This window comes from Sphingobium sp. Z007 (genome assembly GCF_900013425.1).
GTDB lineage: Bacteria > Pseudomonadota > Alphaproteobacteria > Sphingomonadales > Sphingomonadaceae > Sphingobium.
The window spans coordinates 1136240-1159479 of sequence record NZ_FBXK01000005.1; the positions used below are offsets into that span (position 1 = coordinate 1136240).

The 23240-nt window shown below is 64.7% G+C and carries 19 protein-coding genes and 1 tRNA gene; 18 read left to right on the forward strand and 2 right to left on the reverse strand.

The window, feature by feature from the left end; genetic code table 11:
• Positions 1 to 5: 5 nt before the first annotated feature.
• On the reverse strand, positions 6 to 1553 hold the full coding sequence (locus CEQ44_RS13415) for a glycosyltransferase family 39 protein (RefSeq protein WP_254913657.1): 1548 nt from the start codon (positions 1551 to 1553) through the stop codon (positions 6 to 8).
• A 244-nt stretch (positions 1554 to 1797) separates the two neighbouring features.
• Between CEQ44_RS13415 and secA the strand changes: the two genes are divergently transcribed.
• The 8 genes from secA to CEQ44_RS13455 all read left to right on the forward strand — a co-directional run bounded on the left by secA (position 1798) and on the right by CEQ44_RS13455 (position 13090).
• Positions 1798 to 4527, forward strand: coding sequence for a preprotein translocase subunit SecA (secA, locus tag CEQ44_RS13420; RefSeq protein WP_088189981.1), 2730 nt, complete (start codon positions 1798 to 1800; stop codon positions 4525 to 4527).
• Between the two features lie 126 nt (positions 4528 to 4653).
• Positions 4654 to 5010: a PilZ domain-containing protein gene (locus CEQ44_RS13425; RefSeq protein ID WP_088182110.1), complete on the forward strand. Its 357-nt coding sequence runs from the start codon at positions 4654 to 4656 to the stop codon at positions 5008 to 5010.
• A 243-nt stretch (positions 5011 to 5253) separates the two neighbouring features.
• Positions 5254 to 5343: a potassium-transporting ATPase subunit F gene (locus CEQ44_RS13430; protein ID WP_088182222.1), complete on the forward strand. Its 90-nt coding sequence runs from the start codon at positions 5254 to 5256 to the stop codon at positions 5341 to 5343.
• A gap of 12 nt (positions 5344 to 5355) precedes the next feature.
• Complete coding sequence (gene kdpA, locus CEQ44_RS13435) at positions 5356 to 7059, forward strand: potassium-transporting ATPase subunit KdpA (protein ID WP_088182109.1); 1704 nt, start codon at positions 5356 to 5358, stop codon at positions 7057 to 7059.
• A 12-nt stretch (positions 7060 to 7071) separates the two neighbouring features.
• Positions 7072 to 9105 (forward strand): potassium-transporting ATPase subunit KdpB, encoded by a 2034-nt coding sequence (gene kdpB / locus CEQ44_RS13440; protein ID WP_088189982.1) that lies wholly within the window; start codon positions 7072 to 7074, stop codon positions 9103 to 9105.
• Between the two features lie 24 nt (positions 9106 to 9129).
• The gene (gene kdpC / locus CEQ44_RS13445; RefSeq protein ID WP_088189983.1) at positions 9130 to 9720 is read left to right on the forward strand and encodes a potassium-transporting ATPase subunit KdpC; all 591 of its coding nucleotides are present in this window, start codon (positions 9130 to 9132) and stop codon (positions 9718 to 9720) included.
• Positions 9717 to 12401, forward strand: coding sequence for a sensor histidine kinase KdpD (locus tag CEQ44_RS13450; RefSeq protein WP_088189984.1), 2685 nt, complete (start codon positions 9717 to 9719; stop codon positions 12399 to 12401). The genes kdpC and CEQ44_RS13450 overlap by 4 nt, the downstream gene beginning before the upstream one ends.
• A complete protein-coding gene (locus CEQ44_RS13455) occupies positions 12398 to 13090 on the forward strand; it encodes a response regulator (protein ID WP_088189985.1) in 693 nt (230 codons plus the stop codon). The genes CEQ44_RS13450 and CEQ44_RS13455 overlap by 4 nt, the downstream gene beginning before the upstream one ends.
• A gap of 7 nt (positions 13091 to 13097) precedes the next feature.
• On the opposite strand, the gene CEQ44_RS13460 is transcribed toward CEQ44_RS13455, so the two are convergent.
• A tRNA-Ser gene (locus CEQ44_RS13460) sits at positions 13098 to 13187 on the reverse strand.
• Between the two features lie 133 nt (positions 13188 to 13320).
• Here CEQ44_RS13460 and CEQ44_RS13465 point away from each other — a divergent pair.
• Genes CEQ44_RS13465 through CEQ44_RS13510 form a run of 10 tightly spaced genes read left to right on the forward strand, consistent with a single transcriptional unit; the run spans position 13321 to position 23233 of the window.
• Positions 13321 to 14370: a lytic transglycosylase domain-containing protein gene (locus CEQ44_RS13465; protein ID WP_088185713.1), complete on the forward strand. Its 1050-nt coding sequence runs from the start codon at positions 13321 to 13323 to the stop codon at positions 14368 to 14370.
• Positions 14354 to 15319, forward strand: a complete 966-nt coding sequence (locus tag CEQ44_RS13470) for an RlpA-like double-psi beta-barrel domain-containing protein (RefSeq protein WP_088189986.1) — start codon at positions 14354 to 14356, stop codon at positions 15317 to 15319. The genes CEQ44_RS13465 and CEQ44_RS13470 overlap by 17 nt, the downstream gene beginning before the upstream one ends.
• Before the next feature lie 47 nt (positions 15320 to 15366).
• Positions 15367 to 16530, forward strand: coding sequence for a D-alanyl-D-alanine carboxypeptidase family protein (locus CEQ44_RS13475; protein ID WP_088189989.1), 1164 nt, complete (start codon positions 15367 to 15369; stop codon positions 16528 to 16530).
• A complete protein-coding gene (tmk, locus tag CEQ44_RS13480) occupies positions 16527 to 17153 on the forward strand; it encodes a dTMP kinase (RefSeq protein ID WP_088189987.1) in 627 nt (208 codons plus the stop codon). The genes CEQ44_RS13475 and tmk overlap by 4 nt, the downstream gene beginning before the upstream one ends.
• Positions 17150 to 18121 (forward strand): AAA family ATPase, encoded by a 972-nt coding sequence (locus CEQ44_RS13485; RefSeq protein WP_088185084.1) that lies wholly within the window; start codon positions 17150 to 17152, stop codon positions 18119 to 18121. Before tmk ends, CEQ44_RS13485 begins: the two co-directional genes overlap by 4 nt.
• 41 nt (positions 18122 to 18162) lie before the next feature.
• Entirely contained in the window at positions 18163 to 19731 is a 1569-nt protein-coding gene (metG, locus tag CEQ44_RS13490) for a methionine--tRNA ligase (protein ID WP_088185085.1), read from the forward strand.
• A 4-nt stretch (positions 19732 to 19735) separates the two neighbouring features.
• Positions 19736 to 20509, forward strand: a complete 774-nt coding sequence (locus tag CEQ44_RS13495; protein WP_088185086.1) for a TatD family hydrolase — start codon at positions 19736 to 19738, stop codon at positions 20507 to 20509.
• A complete protein-coding gene (locus tag CEQ44_RS13500) occupies positions 20506 to 21297 on the forward strand; it encodes an MBL fold metallo-hydrolase (protein ID WP_088185087.1) in 792 nt (263 codons plus the stop codon). Before CEQ44_RS13495 ends, CEQ44_RS13500 begins: the two co-directional genes overlap by 4 nt.
• Positions 21297 to 21926, forward strand: coding sequence for a TIGR02281 family clan AA aspartic protease (locus CEQ44_RS13505; RefSeq protein ID WP_088185088.1), 630 nt, complete (start codon positions 21297 to 21299; stop codon positions 21924 to 21926). The genes CEQ44_RS13500 and CEQ44_RS13505 overlap by 1 nt, the downstream gene beginning before the upstream one ends.
• Positions 21923 to 23233 carry an MFS transporter gene (locus CEQ44_RS13510; RefSeq protein WP_088185089.1) on the forward strand — a complete coding sequence of 437 codons (1311 nt, stop codon included), beginning with the start codon at positions 21923 to 21925 and terminating at the stop codon, positions 23231 to 23233. The genes CEQ44_RS13505 and CEQ44_RS13510 overlap by 4 nt, the downstream gene beginning before the upstream one ends.
• Positions 23234 to 23240: the final 7 nt, after the last annotated feature.

Consider the following 23240-nt stretch of genomic DNA (forward strand, 5'->3'; position numbering starts at 1 on the left):
GAGGGTCAATCTTTCCGCGACGTGACCGCGGCAGGCGGCTGCACATATAAGCGACCCACCCCATCGGGCATTGCCACCATCCGATAACCCCGCTGGCGGGCATAGGCGACCAGCGCGTCGTCGGGGCGGAGCGGCAATTTGCGGGTGCCGGCTTCATAGCCGGTCAAGATGGCGGCGGGCGGATCGCGGTCCATGTCGCCCAGAGTCGCAGGGATCATGGCGTGGACCTGCCGCGCGAGCACCGGACCCATCGTCCAGCCGGTGCGCCAGGCGAAGGGGCCGGGCGCGAAACGCGGGTCGAGATGAAGGCCGCTGCCCAGGATCATATGGGGCGAGAGGGTGACGACATCGTCGCCCCGGCCCCGTGCGCGCACGGTGATCCCGGCCCAGCGCGCGGCGGCGTCCGCCTCCAGCACCGGCGATCCGCTTCGCAGCATCGCCACCACATGCCGGGTGGCGGGCAACATGCCGGGAACGGCGGCGAGGCAGAGCAGGCCGAGCAAGGCCTGCCGCTGCGCAAAGGGCCAGCGCCGCGCATCGTCCACCAGATAGCCGAGCGCCAGCGCCAACGGCGGTAGCAGGGGCATGACATATTGGACCTGCGATGGCGTGGGCATCGCCGCGCCGATCAGCGCCCCGGCCGTCATCCAGATCGCCAGTCGCCGTCCGGGCGAACGCACCCGCCGGCGGGTAATGATCCAATTGGCCGATAACAGGAGCAAGGCGGCGAGCGCCGGTCCCTTCCACAGATATTTGAGCAGGTCGGTCAGCTTTTCGATTGTCGCCAGTTCATCGAACGCGCCATTGGCCGCATACCAGGCGTGGGGCGCGGTCGCGCCGTAGGTCAGCACGCCGTAGAAGAAAGCGTCGGGGTCCAGTGCCCAGGCGAGCAGCATCGGCGTCATGCCGGCTATCGCGCCCGCCGCCAGCCCGCAGGCGGCGCGCAGGCCGCAGCGGCCGCCCGCGCTGATGACGAAGAGGCCGGTCATCAGCCCCAGCGGCGCGAAATTAAGCTTCGTCGCGATGGCAAGGCCGAACAGCGATCCGGCCGCGAACCAATAGCGACGCCCGCAATGGCGTAGCGCTAGCAGGCTGACGAGCAGCGCCATGGACGACAGCAAAGTCGGCAGCATGTCGTTGCGCACCACCGCGCCGGTAAACTGAAAGGCGGCAGTCGCGCCGACGAGCAAGGTCGCGATGGCGGCGCTGTCGCGCGAAATGCCGGCGATCCGCTGCCCTGCCCATAGCGTCGCCAAGGTGCCAAGGGCGGTGACGGCCGTGGCCAGCCGCATCGCCACCACCATATGATCGGGGAATAGCCAAGCGAGCGGCGCGAAGGTCCAGCTGTGCAGCGGCGGTTGGAGATAGAGGAAATCGCGGAAGATCAGCAGGCGGCTGCTGAAATAGGCGCCGGCGACATATTGGCTTTCGTCATGATCGAACGGAGTCGCGATCGCTGTCAGGCCGAACCAGAGGATCAGCGCCATCGCCGCCAGAATAGCGACCGGCAGAGCGCGGCTGCGCGCCGTCGCCAGGACGATTGAACGATACACTATGCGACCCTTGCTCTTGTCGCGCTCTTGTGGCGCAGCTGGCGCGAAGTGCAAAGCCTTCGCGTTGGCATGACGCCGCGGACCGATCAAAGCCGCATGCCGCTACATTGTTGCGGACCCAAGACAGGCCGGGTTCAGCCGCAGTCTGATTGACTAAAGGATGTGCCGTGCCTAAATCGCGGCGCATATCTGTGCGCGGTCCTTTTCAAGGGGGCGCGCGCCCCTCGGTAACTTAGGAAATTGCATGTTCGGCGCACTCGCCAAGTCCATCTTCGGATCGTCCAACGAACGCTATGTGAAGTCGCTGGGCAAGATCGTCGATCAGATCGCCGCCTTCGAACCGACGATGCAGGCCATGAGCGACGAGGAACTGGTGGACCAGACCGCGAAATTCCGGGCGCGGTTGGCCAATGGCGAGACGCTCGACGACTTGCTGCCCGAAGCCTTCGCCACGGTGCGCGAAGCGGGCGTGCGCGTGCTGGGGATGCGGCATTTCGACGTGCAGATGGTCGGCGGCATCGTCCTGCATCGCGGCGAAATCGCCGAAATGCGGACGGGCGAGGGCAAGACGCTGGTCGCGACGCTCGCCACCTATCTGAACGCGCTGGAGGGCAAGGGCGTTCACGTCGTGACAGTGAACGACTATCTGGCCAGCCGCGACTGCGAATGGATGGGCCAGGTCTATCGCTTCCTGGGGCTGACCACCGGCGTCATCGTGCCGAACATCAGCGAGGACCAGCGGCGCGAAGCCTATGCCGCCGACATCACCTACGCGACGAACAACGAACTGGGCTTCGACTATCTGCGCGACAATATGAAATATGATCGCAGCTCGATGGTCCAGCGGCCGTTCAACTATGCGATCGTCGATGAGGTCGATTCGATCCTGATCGACGAGGCGCGGACGCCGCTTATCATTTCCGGCCCGACCGACGACAAGTCGGAGCTGTATGTGGCGGTCGATGCGATCGTGAAGCAGCTGGTCGATGAAGATTATGAGAAGGACGAAAAGCAGCGCACCGTCACGTTGACCGAGGACGGCACCGAGAAGATCGAGCGCCTGCTGGAAACCGCCGGGCTGTTACAGGGCAGCAACCTGTATGATTTCGAAAATACCCAAGTCGTCCATCATGTGAACCAGGCGCTGCGCGCGGTCGTGATGTTCCGCCGCGACATCGATTATATCGTGAAGGACGGCAAGGTCGTCATCATCGACGAATTTACCGGCCGCATGATGGATGGCCGTCGCTGGTCCGATGGCCTGCATCAGGCGGTGGAAGCCAAGGAGGGCGTCCAGATCGAGCCGGAGAACCAGACTCTCGCCTCGGTCACCTTCCAGAATTATTTCCGCATGTACCCCAAGATTTCGGGCATGACCGGCACCGCATCGACCGAGGCGACCGAATTCTACGAAATCTACAAGATGAACGTCGTCACCATCCCGACCAACAAGCCGGTGCAGCGGATCGACGAGCAAGACAGTTTCTACAAGAATATCGAGGATAAGTTCCGCGGCATCGCCAAGACGATCAAGGAACATGCGGAGAAGGGCCAGCCCGTGCTGGTCGGCACCGTGTCGATCGAAAAGTCCGAAATGCTGTCCGAATTCCTCAATCAGGAAGGCGTGCCGCACGCCGTCCTCAACGCCCGTTTCCATGAGAGCGAAGCGCATATCGTGGCGCAGGCAGGCCGCAAGGGCGTGGTGACGATCGCCACCAACATGGCGGGTCGCGGCACCGACATCCAGTTGGGCGGCAATCTGGAACTGCGGGTCGAGGACGAATTGCGCGATCTCCCTGAAGGACCGGACCGCGATGCCGAGATCGAGCGTATCCGCGCCGAAATCGCCGCCGAAAAGGCTGAAGTGCTGGCCGCCGGCGGCCTCTTCGTGCTGGCGACCGAGCGCCATGAAAGCCGCCGCATCGACAACCAGTTGCGCGGCCGTTCGGGCCGTCAGGGTGATCCGGGCCTCTCGCGCTTCTACCTCAGCCTTGACGATGATCTGATGCGCATCTTTGGCCCGGACACGATGTTCGCCAAGATGATCCGGTCCAACCTGGAAGATGGCGAGGCATTGCCACCCTCCAAATGGCTGAGCAAGGCGATCGAGACGGCGCAGCGCAAAGTCGAGGCCCGCAACTACGATATCCGCAAGCAGGTCGTCGAATATGACGACGTCATGAACGACCAGCGCAAGGTGATTTACGAGCAGCGTGCCGACATCATGGACGCTGACACGGTGGACGATGTGGTCGCCGACATGCGCCATGAAACGGTGAACGATCTGGTCGGCGCATCCTGCCCGCCCGGCACCTATCCCGAACAGTGGGACATGGAGCGGCTGAAGGCCCGCACCGCCGACATATTGGGGCTGGAGCCGGACTTCGACGCCTGGCTGGCCGAGGATGCGGTCGATCCCGAATTGATCGAGGAACGGCTGTCTGCGCTGGCCGACGAAGCGGTGGCGGAGAAGGTGAAGGAGGTGGATGCGTCCGACTGGCACATGATCGAAAAGTCGATCCTGCTCCAGAGCCTGGACCATCATTGGAAGGAGCATCTTTCGACGCTCGACGCGCTGCGCCAGGTGGTGCATCTGCGCGCCTATGCGCAGAAGACGCCGATCAACGAATATAAGCAGGAAGCCTTCGCCCTGTTCGAGCGGATGCTGGAGAATATCCGCGAGGATGTGACCGGCTCCATCGCGCGGGTGCAGTTCCGCATGGACGAAGCGCCGATGCCCCAATTCGACCTGCCGGTGCTGCCCGACTTCATCACGACGCATATCGATCCGTTTTCGGGCGAGGATAATAGCGCCGACATTGACGGCGGCAGCTTTGGCGGACTGACCACCACGATCCCGCGCGCACCGGTGGCCGCAGCCGGCGAATTCGCCAACCTCGACATCAGCCGCAATGCGCCTTGCCCCTGTGGTTCGGGTGAAAAATACAAGCACTGCCACGGCGCGCTGGCCTGAACGACAGAGGTCGGGCGGCGCCGGCCCTTTCGCGCTCAATTAACGGTTAACCAGCTTTCTTAGCTGTTTGGCAAGATTGCAGGCGGAGGCTGGCCTGATCCTGAGGGGCATCCAGGAGGCAAGGCCATGGACAGCATTTCCTATCGCGCGCGGGCCGAACGGCGCCGCGAAAGCCGCTTCGCCTCGCATGTCGGCGCGATGATGCACTGGGATGGCGTCAGTCAGCCTGTCACGATCCGCAATATCTCTATCTACGGCGCGCTGATCGCCGGGCCATGGCTACCCACGATTGGCGAGCGCGTGACGCTGATCGCCGACGGGCTGGAGGTGTGCGGCACCGTGATATGGGAGGGGCCAGACCGTTGCGGCCTGTTGCTGAGCCACGCGATCGATCCGGTGGCGGTCATCGCAGAATCGCGCGTTCATACAGTGGATCACCCGTCGATCACGCTTCGCCGCATCGGCCCCGGCAGCTACGCCTGAGCGATGGCGCGATAGACTCCGAATCATACGTAAATACTATGGCCGTGGCATAGTCCTCGTCTCGCATTCCACTGCACCCACGCACTAGGTGACGTCCCGTAGCCGATCCTGCCGCCTTCGCGGCGACGGCTTATGGGAGAATTTTCATGCAGGACATCCTTTGGATCGGCCTCGCTCTCGGTCTGGCGGCGGCGAGCTTTGGCTATGTCGCGCTTTGCGACCATGCGTGAGGGGGCGGCCATCATGACCCTCGACCTTTGGCTGGCGGCGATCGCCGCGCTCGGCCTTCTTGGCTACCTCGCCGCCGTGCTCGCACGGCCCGAACGCTTTTAGGGAGGGGCGATCATGACCTTCCAGGGATGGCTGCTGATCGCGGCCTTTATCGGCATATTGCTGGCGCTTACGAAGCCGGTCGGCCTATGGCTCTTCGCGCTGTACGAAGGGCGGCGCACGCCGCTGCATGCCGTGCTCGGCCCGGTCGAGCGGGGCTTCTATCGTCTTTCGGGGATCGACCCGACGCAGGAGCAGGGCTGGCGGCGCTATGCCGTGCACATGCTGCTCTTCAACCTTTTGCTGGCGCTCTTCACCTATGCGGTGCTGCGCTTGCAGGGGCTGTTGCCGCTTAATCCGCTGGGCTTCGCGGGCACGAGCGAACATCTGGCGTTCAACACCGCTATCAGCTTCACGACCAACACCAACTGGCAAAGCTATGCGGGCGAATCGACCCTGTCGAACCTGTCGCAGATGCTGGGCCTGACCATCCATAATTTCCTGTCGGCGGCGACCGGCATTGCGCTCGCCTTCGCGCTGTTCCGCGGCTTCGCCCGCCGAAGCGCGACGACGATCGGTAATTTCTGGGCCGACATGACGCGGGTGACGCTCTACCTGCTGCTGCCGCTGTGCATCCTCTACGCCCTGTTCCTGATCGCGAGCGGCGTGCCGCAGACGCTGGCCGGGTCAGTCGATGTGACGACGCTGGAGGGCGTGAAGCAAACGCTGGCGCTTGGCCCGGTGGCCAGCCAGGAAGCGATCAAGATGCTGGGCACCAATGGCGGCGGTTTCTTCAACGCCAACAGCGCGCATCCGTTTGAAAACCCCAATGCGCTGACCAACTTTGTGCAGATGCTGTCGATCTTCGTCATCGGCGTGGGCCTGACCTACACATTCGGCAAAGCGGTCGGCAATGTCCGGCAGGGCTGGGCGATTTTGGCGGCGATGCTGACCATCTTCGTGGTGGGCGTGACCATCACCTATTGGCAGGAAGCCGCGGGGAACCCGATCCTGCACAATCTGGGTGTCGCCGGCGGCAATATGGAGGGCAAGGAGGTCCGTTTCGGCATCGCCGCTTCCGCGCTCTTCTCAGTCGTCACCACGGCGGCGAGCTGCGGCGCGGTCAACGCCATGCATGACAGTTTTACCGCGCTGGGCGGTATGATCCCCCTGTTCAACATCCAACTGGGCGAAGTCGTCGTCGGCGGCGTGGGCGCGGGCATCTACGGCTTCCTGCTGTTCGCCATCCTCGCCGTGTTCGTCGCGGGGCTGATGGTCGGACGGACGCCGGAATATGTCGGCAAGAAGATCGAGTCGCGTGAGGTCAAACTCGCGGTGCTGGCCATCGCCGTGCTCCCGCTCGTGATCCTGGGGATGACCGCGATCGCCAGCGTCACGCAGGCGGGCCTGGCCGGGCCGCTCAACAAGGGGCCGCACGGATTTTCCGAAATCCTCTACGCCTTCACCAGCGCGGTCGGGAATAACGGGTCGGCCTTTGCAGGCCTGACCGCCAACACGCCCTTCTACAATGGCATGCTGGGCGTTGCGATGTGGATCGGCCGCTTCTTCATCATCATTCCGATGCTGGCGATTGCGGGCAGCCTTGCGGCGAAATCCTACACCCCTGAAACCGCTGGCAGCTTCCCCACCACCGGGCCGCTCTGGACCGGCCTGCTGATCGGCATCGTGCTGGTCGTGGGCGGCCTGACCTTCCTGCCTAGCCTCGCCCTTGGCCCCGTCGCCGATCATCTCGCGATGATCCACGGCCAGACTTTTTAACGGAGCATCCTCATGGCACGCACAGCGTCCAAATCGCTCTTCACCGCCGACCTGATCCTGCCTGCGATCGGCGACGCGTTTCGCAAACTCGCCCCAAGCGAACTGATCCGTAATCCGGTGATGTTCACCACCGCCATCGTAGCGGTGCTGCTCACCATCCTGTTGGCAGTGGGGCAGGACAGCCTTGCCCTCAGCTTCAAGTTGCAACTGGTCGTCTGGCTGTGGCTGACCGTCTTGTTCGGCACCTTTGCCGAGGCTTTGGCCGAAGGACGCGGCAAGGCGCAGGCCGCCTCGCTGCGCGCCACCAAGGCGGAACTGACGGCCAAGCGGCTGAAGAAGGACGGCGAGACCTTTGACGCCGTCCCGGCGAGCGCGCTACGGATGGGAGATGTGGTGCTGGTCGAAACCGGCGACCTGATCCCGTCCGATGGCGAGGTCGTAGCGGGCGTCGCGTCGGTCAACGAAGCCGCCATCACCGGCGAATCCGCGCCGGTGATCCGCGAGGCGGGCGGCGACCGTTCTGCCGTGACGGCGGGCACCCGCGTCATTTCCGACCGGATCAAGGTGCAGGTGACGGTCAATCCGGGGCAGGGGTTCCTTGACCGCATGATCGCGCTGGTCGAGGGGGCCGAACGGCAGAAGACGCCCAATGAAATCGCGCTGACGCTGTTGCTGGTCGGCCTGACCATCATCTTCCTGATCGCTGTCGCGACCATCCCCAGCTTTGCCACCTATGCCGGCGGGACGATCCCGGTCGCGGTGCTGGCGGCGCTGTTCATCACCCTGATCCCCACCACCATCGCGGCGCTGCTGTCCGCCATCGGCATTGCCGGCATGGACCGGCTGGTGCGGTTCAACGTGCTGGCCAAGTCGGGCCGGGCGGTCGAAGCGGCGGGCGATATCGATGTGCTGCTGCTGGACAAGACCGGAACCATCACCGTGGGCGACCGGCAGGCGACGGAGTTTCGGACCGTAGGCGGCGCGAGCCAGGCGCAATTGGCCGAAGCCGCGCTGCTTGCCAGCTTGGCGGACGAGACACCCGAAGGTCGTTCGATCGTACTTCTGGCACGCGAGCGCTTTGGCCAGACGGCGCAGGCGCTGCCAGAGGGAGCGGAGGTCATCCCGTTCACCGCGCAGACCCGCATTTCCGGCGTCGAGACGGGCGGGACGCGGATCATCAAGGGCGCGGTGGATTCGGTGCTGAAGGCGCTTGGCTCCAACGGCGGCAAGGATGCGGACGAACTGCGTCGCATAACCGACGAGATCGCCCGCGCTGGCGGCACGCCGCTGGCCGTGGCGCAGGACGACCGGTTACTGGGCGCGATTTTCCTGAAGGATATCGTCAAGGCGGGCATCCGCGAACGGTTCGGCGAGTTGCGGCAGATGGGCATCCGCACGGTGATGATCACCGGCGACAATCCACTGACCGCCGCATCGATCGCGGCCGAAGCGGGGGTCGATGATTTCCTGGCGCAGGCGACGCCGGAGGACAAGCTGGCGCTGATCCGCAAGGAGCAGCAGGGCGGGCGGCTGGTCGCCATGTGCGGCGACGGCACCAATGACGCACCCGCGCTGGCGCAGGCCGATGTCGGCGTGGCGATGAACACCGGCACCCAGGCGGCGCGCGAAGCAGGCAATATGGTGGACCTGGACAGCGATCCGACCAAGCTGATCGAGGTCGTGGGTCTGGGCAAGCAATTGCTGATGACCCGCGGAGCGCTGACCACCTTTTCGGTCGCCAATGACGTCGCCAAATATTTCGCGATCATCCCGGCGATGTTCGTTGTGCTCTATCCGGGCTTGGGGGTGCTCAACATCATGGCGCTGGGCACGGCGCAGAGCGCTATCCTGTCCGCCATCATCTTCAATGCGCTCATCATCCCCTGCCTGGTGCCGTTGGCGCTCAAGGGCGTTACGTACCGGCCGATCGGCGCGGGGCCGCTGCTGGCGCGCAACCTCGCCATCTATGGCCTCGGCGGACTGATCGCGCCGTTCGCGGGGATTAAGCTGATCGACATGGTCGTCAACGGCCTTGGCCTCGCCTGACCGCCCGATAACGGAGATTTTGACATGTTTACCGACCTCAAATCCGCCATCCGTCCGGCGCTCGTCATGACGCTGCTGTTCGCGCTGCTGCTGGGCATCGCCTATCCGTTGGCGCTGACCGGGGTGGGGCAGGCGCTATTCCCCGCCCAAGCCAATGGCAGCCTGGTCCGCGACAAGGACGTGGTCATCGGTTCCACCATCGTTGGCCAGGCCTTCACATCGGACCGCTATTTCCACAGCCGCCCGTCGGCGGCGGGCAAGGGCTATGACGGCCTTGCCTCGTCCGGCTCCAATCTCGGCCCGACCAGCCAAGCGCTGGTCGACCGGGTGAAGACCGATATTGCAACCTATAAGACTGCCACACCCGATCGCCCCGTTCCGTCCGATCTGGTGACAGCCTCCGCCTCAGGGCTTGACCCCCATATCGGTCCTGAGGCGGCTTTTTATCAAGTCGATCGTGTCGCCAAGGTGCGCGGCATGGACCCGCAGCGGCTTCGATCGCTCGTGGCGGACAGCGTCGAGCAGCCTTTGCTCGGCTTCCTGGGCGAAGCGCGCGTCAACCTGTTCGAACTGAATCGACGGCTGGACATGATTGACGCTAAGCAGGCGCGGTGAACGAGACCGCGCGCCCATTCTCCCGGCTCAAGGCTGACCCCGAAGCCTTTCTGCGCGCCGCCGCGCAGGAAGGCCGCGGGCGTCTGAAAATCTTTCTGGGGTCGGCGCCGGGCGTCGGCAAGACCTATGAGATGCTGACGGAAGGCGCGCAACGCGCAAAGGCGGGCATCGACGTGGTGGTCGGCGTGGTCGAAACGCACGGCCGGCGCGAGACCGAAGCCCTGGTCCACGGCCATGAACTGATGCCGCGCCGGGTCGTCGCTCACCAAAATCACGATCTGACCGAGATGGACATCGACGCCATCCTTGCGCGGCATCCGCAACTGGCGCTGGTGGACGAACTGGCGCACAGCAATGCGCCGGGCAGCCGCCATCCCAAACGCTATCAGGATGTCGAGGAGCTGCTGGCGGCGGGAATCGACGTCTATTCGACGCTGAATATCCAGCATCTCGAAAGCCTGAACGATGTGGTCGCGTCTTTCACCCGTGTCCGAGTGCGGGAAACCGTGCCCGATTCGGTGCTGGAGGATGCGGAGATCGAGGTGATCGACCTGCCCCCCGATGAGCTGATCGAACGGCTCAAGGACGGCAAGGTCTATATCCCGCAGGAAGCGAGCCGGGCGCTTACCCATTTCTTTTCCAAGTCGAACCTGACGGCGCTGCGCGAACTGGCGCTGCGGCGCGCGGCGCAGGCGGTCGATGCGCAGATGCTGGACTATGTCCGCGCCCATGCGCTGGCCGGCAGCTTCGCGGTGGGGGAGCGCGTCGTGGTCGCCGTGAGCGAACAGCCGAGCGCGCCGGGCCTGGTGCGCGCGGCCAAGCGGCTGGCCGACGCGCTGCGCGCGCCCTGGACGGCGGTGCATATCGAAACCCGGCGCAGCGCCAGCCTGTCCGACGCGGAGCGGCAGGGACTAGCAGAAACGCTGGCGCTGGCGTCTCGCCTGGGCGCGGCGACGGCGAGCATTCCGGCGCGCAACGTCGTCGAAGGGCTGCGCCGTTTCGCGATCGACGCGCGCGCGACGCAGATCGTGATCGGGAAATCCACCCGGTCCTGGTGGTTCGAACTCCGGCACGGATCGGTGGTTGACCGGCTGGTGCGCGACATCGGGTCCGTCGCAGTGCATGTCCTGCCATCGGACGACGACGCGCCAGCGCGGGTCGGGTCCAGGATGCCGTCGGGCGGTTGGGGCAAGCCTGCGGATTATGTCGCGACTCTGCTGGCGGTCGCGGCGATGACGGCAATCGGCCGGCTGTTGGTCCAAGCGATCGACCTGGGCAATATCGCCTTGCTCTACCTCGTCCCCGTCATGTTCGCGGCCGCTTCCTACGGTCTGCGCGCGGGGCTGTTTGGCGGACTGGTGTCGAGCCTGGCCTATAATTTCTTCTTCCTGCCACCGACTGGAACGCTGACCGTCAGCAACCCAGAAAACGTCATTTCCATCCTGGTCCTGCTGGGCGTTGCGATCGTGACCGCGCAGTTCGCCGCGGGCGTGCGTGCGCAGGCCGATCTGGCGGGGGAGAGCGCGCGGCAGAATGCAGCGCTGGCCGGCTTTTCCCGGCACCTGACTGTTGCGGCGAGCGAAGAAGAACTGATGCAGGGCGTTTGCGCGGAAGTCGCAAGGCTTTTGAATGTGCGCACGGTGCTGCTGACCCCGTCCGCCGTGGGACCGACGCTCCGCGCCGCTTTTCCGCCGGAGGACCGGATGGAGCAGATCGAGAAAGCGGCGGCGCAATGGGCGATGGACAATGTTCAGCCGGCCGGCCGCGGATCATCCACGCTCACCGCATCCGATTGGCTGTTCCATCCGCTCCATACCCAGCGCGGCGTGCTGGGCGTGCTGGGAATCGCGCGCGACGATGCGGGACTGGCGCTACGTCCCGACCAGATGCCATTGCTCATCAGCCTGCTCGACCAGGCCGCGATTGCGCTGGATCGCATGGCGCTGGAAGAACAGATGCTGGACGTGCGCCATGTGCGCGAGCGCGATCGGCTGCGCGCGGCGTTGCTGTCTTCGGTCAGTCATGACCTGCGCACCCCGCTGACCACCATATTGTCGGCCGCACAGGAATTACGTCGGGATCATCCTCTGCCGCTGGTCGATCTGATCGAGGGGGAGGCGCAGCGGCTCAACCGCTTCGTCGCCAATCTGCTGGACATGGCGCGGGTGGAGGCCGGGGCGCTGCCCATGCGAATAGAGGCCACCGACCTGTTCGACGCCGTCGCCAGCGCGGTGCAGGACACGCGCCAATCGCTCGCCGGACGCGAGGTGAAGGTCGATATTCCGCCCGACATTCCGCTGGTGCGGGTCGATCCGGTGCTGCTGCATCATATCCTCCTCAACCTGCTCGACAATGCCGGGCGCTATGGCGATTCCGGCACCCCCGTCACCATCCGGGGGCTGCGCACCGCCGACGCGCTGCTGCTGTCGGTCATTGATCAGGGACCGGGCATCCCGCCGGGCGCGGAAGACCGATTGTTCGACAGTTTCACCCGCATCGAGGGGACCGACCGCGACAAGCATGGCACAGGGCTGGGCCTCGCCATCGTCAAGGGGTTCGCCGAAGCGATGAGCTTGACCGTGCGGGCGACCAATGTCGATGATCCGTCCGGCGCCTGCTTCACGCTGAATATCCCCGACGCTTGCATCATCAAAGACCCGCCATCGGACGACCAACCATGACAACCCGCCACAAAGTGCTGATCGTCGATGACGAACTGCATATCCGCCGCCTGATCCACAGCGCGCTGGCCCGCGCCGATTATGAGACGGTAGAGGCGCAGGATGCGCGCGAGGCGCTCGACCGACTGCGCGACGCATCGCCCGACATCGTCATCCTGGACCTGGGCCTGCCCGATCGCGACGGGCTGGAACTGGTGCCGCTCATCAAGCAGCGGTCGGATGCGACGTTGGTCGTCGTGTCCGCGCGCGACGCGACCGAACAGAAAGTGGCGGCGCTGGACCTGGGCGCCGACGATTATCTGACCAAGCCGTTCGACACCGACGAACTGCTGGCGCGGCTGCGCGTCGCGCTGCGCAACCGGCTGACCAAGGGCGGCGGCGTGTCGGCGGTCAAGGTCGGCGATGTGGAGATCGACCTAATGACCCGGATGGTGCGCAAGGGCGGCCAGGAGGTGCATCTGACGCCCAAGGAATATGGCGTGCTGGTCCAGTTGGCGAAATTCCCCGGCCGGGTCATCACCCATGGCCAGATCATGGCGCAGGTGTGGCCGCGCGAAGTGGAGCATCATGTCGAATATCTGCGCGTCCTGGTCCGCACGCTGCGTCACAAGCTGGAGGACGATCCGCAGCGGCCGCAGATTATCGGCAATGAGCCGGGCATCGGCTACAGATTGCGGACGGATGGGTAGGGGGTGATGGCGGAAGCGGTGGGATTCGAACCCACGGTGAGCTTACACCCACGGCGGTTTTCAAGACCGCTGCCTTAAACCACTCGGCCACGCTTCCGTTCGCCCGCTTCCTAGCGCGCCGGGCGGCGATGCCAAGGGGAAATCGTCGCTCTCTCCGTTCGTCGCCTTAACCGACCCGACCGCGCATTAAGGGGATTCACCTGCCGCCCCGCCTGTGCAACAACGGGGGGATGAGGGATTCTTTGCGTTCACCCGTCCTGTCTTTGTTGCTGGGCCTTGCCACCGTTACCGCTGGCAGCATGGTCGTTGGGCCGGCACAGGCGCAGGATAGTGAGGATTTCCGCGCCTATCTGGAAAGCCTGCGGCCCAAGGCGCGGGTCATGGGCATCCGCGACGCGACGCTGGACAGTGTTTTCCCGACGCTGACCGTCAATCCGCGCGTCGTTCAGCTCGACCAGAGCCAGCCGGGCGGCGGCGCCTACTCGCCCATTCCCAATTTCGAACCCTATCGCCGCCAGCATGTGGACGCCGCACGGATCAGCCGGGGGCGGATCGCCTACCAGGCCAATCGTTCGCGGCTGTCGCGGATCGAGGCGGAGACGGGTGTGCCGGAGGAAATCATGGTCGCCATCTACGGCCATGAAACCAATTATGGCAGCTATACCGGCGATTTCGACCTGATCCGGTCGCTCGCGACGCTGGCGCATGAAGGGCGGCGGCGCGCGCTGTTCGAGCCGGAATTGCTCGCCACGCTTAAGATGCTGGACAATGGCGTGCCGCGTAGCAGGCTCGTCGGGAGCTGGGCCGGGGCGACGGGCTATCCGCAATTCCTGCCGTCCGTCTATCTGCGCATCGCCAAGGATGGCGATGGCGACGGGAAGGCCGATATCTGGACCAGCGAGGCTGATGCGCTTGCTTCCATCGCCAATTATTTCGTGCAATCGGGATGGCGCAAGGGTCAGCCCTGGGGCGTGGCGGTCAACGTGCCGACGAGTTTCAACCGCGCCGCCGTGGTGGCCAAGACCGAACCGGCGCGCTGCCCGCGGGTGTTCAACCGACACAGCCGCTGGTTGACGATGGCGGAATGGCGCAAGCTGGGCCTGTTTCCCGCCAGTGGCGTGTGGCCGGCGGACACGATGCTGGCGACGCTGCTGGAACCCGATGGGCCGGGCAAGACCGCCTATCTGCTGACCAGCAATTACCGGGCGATCCTGGATTATAATTGTTCCAACTTCTATGCCTTGTCGGTGGGATTGCTGGCGGATGCTGTCAAACAATAAGGGGCTGTTCGTCCCGGCCATGATGCTGGCGCTGGCGAGCGGCGGCGCGCTTATGGCGCAGCCGCGCAATACCGATTCGGCCGCCATGGTCGGCAATACGCCAGCGCCGCTGGGGCCGCCTTATGTGGTGGGCGGCGTGACGTACACGCCGACCGATCCCGCCTCTTACGACGAGGTGGGCTATGCTGGCGTGGCGGAGGATGGCAGCGATGGCGGCGCGACCGCGACAGGCGAAGCCTTCATGCCATCGGCCATCACCGCCGCGCACAAGACCTTGCCACTACCCAGCTATGTCGAGGTGACGGCGCTGGACAGCGGGCGGACGATCCTGGTGCGGGTCAATGATCGCGGGCCGATGCGGAACGACCAGCTGATCGCGCTGTCGCCGGGCGCGGCGGCGCAACTGGGCGTTGCCGGCATGACGCCGGTGCGGGTGCGCCGTGTCAATCCGCCTGAACAGGAACGGGCGGCGTTGCGCTCACATGCTCAGGCGGCCGAGCGGCTGGAAACACCCGCCGCCTTGCTCAAGGTGCTGCGTGGTAAGCTCGGTCCGGCACCGTCAGCCGCGGTGCCGCTTGCGCGCGCGCCGGTGGCCGACAAGCCCAAGCCAGCGCCGATCAAGCCGGTCAGCGCCAGCCGGCCTGGCGCGGATTTCGACACGGCCGCGCCCAAGCCGGTCGCGCAACCGGCCAGGGCGGCGGCTATTCCCAAGCCATCGCCTGCCCTGCCCAAGACCGGCGCTTATGTCGTGCAGGTCGGCGCTTTCTCCTCCCGGGCCCGCGCCGATGCTCTGGCCAGGAGCCTGGGCGCACGCGTCGATCCGGGCGGCGGGATATGGCGCGTGCGGCTTGGCCCCTATGCCACGCAGCAGGCGGCGCAGGCCGGTGTTCGGCAGGCCGCCGCCAAAGGCTTTGAGAATAGCCGCATCATGGCTAATGACGCGCGATAGACATCGCGTTTGAAGAGCGATTCCATTTGTTCGAAGGCAGTTTTCCCATGAAGAAAAGCGTTGCAGTCCTCCTTGCCGCCGGGCTGCTGGCACAGCCGCTGATCGCCGCCGCGCCGCCCTACACCACCGAAGCGCCGATCGCCTATATGAAGGATCTGTCGTCGGGCGCGGTGCTGTACGACAAGGGCGGCGAGACGAAGATACCGCCGGCCTCCATGGCGAAGATGATGACCGCGCATGTCGCCTTTCGCCTGATCCAGAAGGGTCAGTTGAAGCTCGATACCAAATTCACCGTGCGCCCGGAAACCTGGAAACAATGGCATGGCCCGCAGGCGGGTTCGACCATGTTCCTGTCCGTCGGCGAGCAGGTGTCGGTGGAAAATCTGCTGCACGGCATCGTCACTCTGTCTGGCAATGACGCCTGCGTCGTGCTGGCGGAGGGGATTTCCGGCACCGAACAGGCCTTCGTCGCCGCAATGAACGAAGAAGCCAAGCGGCTGGGCCTGAAGAACAGCCATTTCGGCACCAGCAATGGCTGGCCGGACGAGGGGGTGACCTATGTCACCGCCGAGGATCTGGCCAAGCTGGCGCAGGCGACGGTCGAGGAAACGCCCGACCTCTACAAGAAATTTTACGCCACGCGGTCCTTCACCTGGGGCAAGACGATGGGCGGCGCGGACATTGCGCAGGGCAATCGCAACCCGATCCTGGGCAAGATCGCCGGGGCCGATGGCCTCAAGACCGGCCATACCGAAGAGGCGGGCTTCGGCTTTACCGGATCGGCGGAGCAGAATGGCCGCCGCCTGGTGATGGTGGTCGCGGGCCTGCCCAGCTTCAACAGCCGCATCACCGAATCGGTCCGCTTCATGGACTGGGGCTTTAAGGCGTGGAAGGCGCAGCCGCTGTTCAAGAAAGGCCAGACGGTCGAGACGGCGGCCGTGCAATTGGGCAGCGCGACAAGCGTTTCGCTGGTCGCGCCGCAGAATCTGGCCGTCACCCTGCCGGGCACGGCGTCGGCCAATGTGCAAGTGAAGGTAGTCTATAGCGGCCCGATCAAGGCGCCCATCGCCAAGGGCCAGCAGATCGCACAGATGATTGTCCAGACCCCGGACACGCCGCCGCAGATCATGCCGCTGGTCGCTGGTGAAGATGTGGCGGAAGCAGGCTTTTTCGGCCGGCTCTGGAACGGCATGAAGTCGCTCTTCGCTTGAACCAAGGCAAGTTCATAACCCTGGAAGGCGGCGAGGGCGCGGGCAAATCGACCCAGTTGCGCGCATTGGCCGCCGCGTTGCGCGCGCGCGGGCTGGAGGTGGTCGAAACCCGCGAGCCGGGCGGCAGTGAGGGGGCGGAGGCGATCCGCGCCCTGTTGCTGACCGGCGGGGCAGACCGCTGGAGCGCGCGCGCCGAAGCGCTGCTGTTCGCGGCGGCGCGGGCGGATCATATCGAAAAGACGATCCGCCCGGCGCTGGCGCGGGGGGCGTGGGTACTGTCCGATCGTTTCCTCGATTCGAGCCGCGCCTATCAGGGGCAGGGCGTCCTCTCCGATGCCGATATATTGACGCTGCACCGGATCGGCAGCGACGGGTTTTTGCCAGACCGAACCTTGCTGCTGACGCTGGCCGAAGAGGAAGCGACGGGGCGGGCCAAGGCCCGCGACGGCGATGCCGAAGACCGAATCGGCGGGCGCGCGAGCGATTTTCATCGCGCCGTGGCCGATGCGTTCGGCCGCTTCGCGCGCGAGGAAGGTGATCGCGTTCGTGCGATAGATGCCTCCGGCCCGGCCGAAGTCGTGACGGTGCGGTTGCTGGACGCGATCGAAGACCTACTGCCATGACGCGGCTTCTGGGCCATGACGCGCAGGCCCAAACCCTGATGGCCGCCGCGCAGAGCGGGCGGATGCACCATGGCTGGATACTCGCCGGCCCTAGGGGCGTCGGCAAGGGCAGCTTCGCGCGCGCGCTGGCGATGCGGCTGCTCGCGGATGCGGCCGGTCCGCCGATTGATGGCGAGGGTCTGTTCGTCCCGGACGATCATCAAACCCGTCGCCTGATTGAGGCATCGGCCCACCCCGACTATGCCGAACTGGCGCCGCTGGAGAAGGAAACCGGGACCGCGCGCAATATCAGCGTCGATCAGGTGCGCGGACTAAGCCGTTTGATCCAGTCCGCCCCGTCGCTCTCGTCGCGCCGCGTGGTGGTGGTGGACAGCGCCGACGATCTGGAACGGGGTGCAGCCAATGCGCTGCTCAAGACGCTGGAGGAGCCGCCCGCCGACATGCTCTTCTTGCTGGTCAGCCATGCGCCGGGGCGATTGCTGCCGACGATCCGGTCACGCTGCCGCACGTTGCGCTTCGATCCGCTGGATACCTCTACGATGCGAGCGGTGCTCAAGGCGAGCGACGAGACGCTGTCGCCGCAGGAGATGGATGCGCTGGTGCGCGCGGGCGAGGGATCGCCGGGCCAGGCGCTGCGCTATGTGGGCCTCAACCTGTCGGAGATCGAACAGGCGCTGACGGCGTTGGCGACGCAGGGCGATCCGGGCAATCGCCAGCGGCTTGCACTGGCCAAGGCGCTGGCGCTGAAATCCGCCAAGCCGCGCTATGAAGCCTTTCTGGAGCGCGCGCCCGCGTTCATCGCGCAGGCGGCGCGGACCCGGCAGGGACCGGCGCTGGGCACGGCACTGGACCACTGGGAAAAGGCCCGGCATCTGGCGGGGGGCGCGGTGATCCTGTCGCTCGATCCGGCGGGTGTGGTTTTCGAACTGGCGGGCCATGTCGCGGCGCTGGCGCAAGAGCGCGCATAAAGCGGCTTTGCGGGGCGCAGATCAGCGGCTAGGGAGAGGCCATGTCCACGCCTTTCACAATCACCACCGCCATTTCCTATCCTAATGGCCGTCCGCATATCGGCCACGCCTATGAAGTGATCGCCACTGACGCGGTTGCCCGGTTCCAGCGGATGATGGGCCGCGATGTCTTCTTTCAGACCGGCACTGACGAACATGGGCTGAAAATGGCGCAGACGGCGCGCGACCGCGGGATTAACCCACGCGAACTGGCCGATGAAATGGCGGGCTATTTCAAGGCGATGAACGAGAGGCTGAACATCAGCCATGATCGCTTCATCCGTACCAGCGAACCGGACCATCATAGCGCCAGCCAGGCGATCTGGCAGGCGATGGAGGCCAATGGCGACCTGTATCTGGGCCGCTATGAAGGCTGGTATTCGGTCCGCGACGAAGCCTTTTACGATGAAAAGGAAATCGTCGAGGGGGAAGGGGGCGTCAAACTCTCGCCCCAGGGCACGCCGGTCGAATGGACGGTCGAGGAAAGCTGGTTTTTCCGCTTGTCTGCCTATCAGGACCGGCTGCTGGCGCTGTATGAAAGCCAGCCCGATTTCATCCAGCCCGACAGCCGTCGCAACGAGATTTTGCGCTTCGTCGAAGGCGGGCTGAGCCACCTCAGCGTATCGCGCACCAGCTTCGACTGGGGCGTCAAGGTGCCGGGATCGGACGGCCATGTCATGTATGTGTGGGTGGATGCGCTCACCAATTACCTCACCGGCTGCGGCTATCCTGATGATGCCGATCGGATGGCGCGCTACTGGGCCGAAGGCGGCGACATCACGCATATCATCGGCAAGGATATCGTGCGTTTTCATACGGTCTATTGGCCGGCCTTCCTGATGAGCGCGAAGCTGCCTTTGCCCAAGCAAGTGTTCGGTCACGGCTTCCTGCTCAACCGCGGCGAGAAAATGTCCAAGTCGGTCGGCAATGTCGCCGACCCGATGGAACTGGCCGACCGCTTCGGCGTAGACCAGTTGCGTTATTTCCTGCTGTCCGAAGTCACCTTCGGCAATGATGGCAGCTATAGCGCGGAAGCGATCGTCCAGCGCTCCAACAGCGATCTAGGCAATGCCTTTGGCAATCTGGCGCAGCGGACGTTGAGCTTCATCGCCAAGAATCTGGACGGCCGCCTGCCCGCGATCCACGGCCATGATGCGGCGGACAGCCAGTTGTTCGCGCTGCTCGACAAGACGATTCGCACCGACATGCCTGCCGCCTTTGCGACCCTTGCGCCCAGCGTGGCGATCGAGGCGTGGCTGCGCGCCTGTTTCGCCTGCAACCAATATATTGACGCTCAGGCGCCTTGGTCTTTGCGCAAGACCGATGCCGAGCGGATGGAGACGGTGCTGGCGACCCTCTACATCGCCATCGCCCAATTGGCGGTCGCGATCCTGCCGGTCATTCCCGCGAGCGCGACGGCGCTCCTTAACCATATGGGCGTGCCAACAGACAAGCACAGCTATGCGACGATCGGTGACCATTGGTATTCGGCGCTGGCCGAGAGCGATTTCGTGCTGGCTGCGCCCAAGCCGCTGTTCCCACGCCTGGAACTGCCGGCGGAGGACGCCTGATCCCATGCTGATCGACAGCCATTGCCACCTGAATTACAAAGGCTTGATCGAGGATCAGGCCAATGTGCTGGAACGGTCGCGGGCCGCTGGCGTCGATCTGATGCTCAACATCGCGACGCGCGAGAGCGAGTGGGACGATGTGCTCGGCACCGCGATCCGCGAGCCGGACGTCTGGGCGACCGTGGGCATCCATCCGCATGAAGCGGACGAGCATCCCCATATCGATACCGCCAAGCTGGTGGAGCGTGCGGCGCATCCCCGCGTGGTCGGCATCGGCGAGACGGGGCTGGATTATTATTACGACCATAGCGACCGCGATCGGCAGCAGAAGAGCTTCCGATCGCACATCGTCGCGGCGCGCGACACCGGCCTGCCGCTGATCGTCCATACCCGCGATGCGGAAGAAGATACGCTGGCCATCATGCGCGACGAGATGGGGAAGGGGGCCTACTCCGGCGTCATTCACTGTTTCACCGCCAGCGGCGCCTTTGCTGACGCAGCGATAGAGCTGGGTTTCTACATCAGCATTTCAGGCATCGTGACATTCAAAAGCGCGAAGGATTTGCAGGCAACGGCGGCGCGGTTGCCGCTGGACCGGCTGCTGGTTGAGACGGACTCGCCCTTCCTGGCGCCGGTGCCGCATCGGGGCCGGCCGTGCGAGCCCGCCTTCGTCGCGGACACGGCCAAATTCCTGGCCCATCTGCGCGGTGAAAGCGTTGAAGAACTGGCGGCGGCGACGTCCGCCAATTTCCGCGCTTTGTTCAGCAAGGTCGCATGAGCCTGAAGCTGACCGTCCTGGGCAGCGGCACATCGTCCGGCGTGCCGCGGATCGGCAATGATTGGGGGACATGCGATCCCGCCGAGCCGAAAAACCGGCGGACGCGCGTGTCCATCCTGGTGGAAAGCCCGACAACGCGCATCCTGGTCGATACATCGCCCGACATGCGCGCGCAGTTGCTGGCCGCCGATGTGATCCAAATCGATGCGATCCTGTGGACGCATGACCATGCCGATCACAGCCATGGCATCGACGATGTCCGCCAACTTTTCCATCATCGCCGCACGCCGGTTCCTGGCTATGCGCGGGCGCAGACGCTCAAGCTGTTGAAAGAGCGCTTCGGCTATGCCTTTGAAGGGCGCAACGGCTATCACCCGACGATCGACGGCCATGTCCTGCCTGACGGGCTGCGGATCGGCGACATCGACATCGCCTGCGTCGACCAGCCCCATGGCGACATCTACTCCACCGGCTTTCGGTTCAGCCATGGTGGCCGCTCGATCGGCTATGCCACCGATTTTCATATACTGACGCCGGACATGCTGACGCTGTACGATGGGCTGGACGTTTGGGTGGTCGATGCGCTGCGGGAGAAACCGCATCCGACCCATCCGCATCTGGCGCTGACACTGGACGGCATCGCGGCGACGGGACCGGGGCGGGCGATCCTGACCCATATGGATCAGAGCATGGATTATGCGACATTGTGTCGCACGCTCCCCAAAGGCGTCGAACCGGGCTATGACGGCATGGTGGTGGAACTGGACGCGAAAGAGCAGGGGGCCTGATGGACGGCACGGATCAGGCGGCATCGACCCTCTGGTACGTGCTAGCGCTCGTCCTTGTCGGGTCCGCTTTAGTCGGACGGCAGATGGCCTGGGGCAGCGTGCTGCGCATGGCATTGCTGTGGGTCGCGATCTTCGCCGGGTTGCTAGGGCTGTTCAAATGCGCGCAGAGCCAAGGCTATCTGACCGGACGGTGGGCGGAGGAGGGGACGGTCGTTGGCCCCGACGAAGCGCCGTCGGCACTGCCCAAGGCCCGGACTGAAGGGCAGGCGCTGCGCATCCCGGTCGCGCCGGACGGCCATTATTGGGTCGAGGCGACGATCAACGGTACGTCGGCCCGGTTCCTGATCGACAGCGGCGCAACCGTCACGGCGCTGTCCGAAAATACGGCGCGGGCCGCGGGCCTCAACTATGATGTCGGCGAACCGGGCGTCATTATGACCACCGCCAACGGCAAGGTCACGGCCAAGCGGTCAAGCATCGCTACGCTGGCCATCGGTCCCATTTCGGCGAGCGACCTACCTGTGGTCGTGTCGCCCGCCTTCGGGGAGGTCAATGTGATCGGCATGAACATGTTGTCGCGCCTGAAAAGCTGGGGCGTGCAGGATGGCGCGATGGTGCTGACGCCATGACCGACCAGACCGCTTCGACCGAGGTGCGTGCGCCGACGCAGGCGCAGCGGCTCAAGGCCATTATCGGCGGGTCCACCGGCAATCTGGTCGAATGGTATGACTGGTATGCCTATGCGGCCTTCACCCTCTATTTCGCGCCGCATTTCTTTCCGGGCGGCGATCGTACCGCCCAGTTGCTGAGCACTGCGGGCGTCTTCGCCGTGGGTTTCCTGATGCGGCCGATCGGCGCCTGGCTGATGGGCGTCTATGCCGATCGCCATGGGCGCAAAAGTGGCCTGACCCTGTCGGTCGCGCTGATGTGCGCGGGGTCGCTGCTGATCGCGGTGACACCGGGCTATGAGACGATCGGGGTCGCCGCCCCGGCGCTGCTGGTGCTGGCGCGGTTGATGCAGGGGTTGTCGATCGGCGGCGAATATGGGGCGAGTGCGACTTATCTGTCTGAAATGGCCGGCAAGAACCGCCGCGGCTTCTTTTCCAGCTTCCAATATGTGACGCTGATCGCCGGGCAGCTGGTCGCGATCTGCGTGCTGTTGCTGTTGCAGGCGACGCTGACCGAAGCGCAGCTTGACGCCTGGGGATGGCGCATTCCGTTCTTTATCGGCGGACTGCTGGCGATCGTGGTGTTCTGGCTGCGGCGCGGGCTGGCCGAGACGCAGAGCTTTAGCGTGGCCAAAGCGGCGGGCGCGCCCAAGTCCGGCTTCATGGAGCTGATGACCAATCATCCGCGCGAGACGCTGACGGTGATGCTGCTGACCGCGGGCGGGACGATCGCTTTCTATGCCTACAGCATCTACATGCAGAAATTCCTGGTCAACACCAGTGGCCTCAGCCGTGAAGTCGCGTCGCAGATCAATGCGGCGACGCTGTTTGTCTTCATGCTGTTGCAGCCGGCCGCGGGCGCGCTTTCGGACCGGATCGGGCGCAAGCCGCTGATGATCGGCTTTGGCGTCATGGGGGTGATCTGCACCTATCCGATCTTCGCGACCTTGGCGGTGACGAAAGACCCGCTGATCGCGGGGCTGCTGGTGATGGCGGGCCTGGTGATCGTCACCGGCTATACGTCGATCAACGCAGTCGTGAAGGCGGAGCTGTTTCCCACGCATATCCGCGCGCTAGGCGTGGCGCTGCCTTATGCGTTGGCCAATACTTTGTTCGGCGGGACGGCGGAATTCGTGGCGCTGTGGTTCAAACAGGCGGGCATGGAGCAGGCATTCTACATCTATGTCACGGTGATGATCGCCATATCGCTGATCGTCTATGTGCGGATGCGCGACACCGCCAAGCACAGCATGATCCAGGAGGATTGAGCTGCGT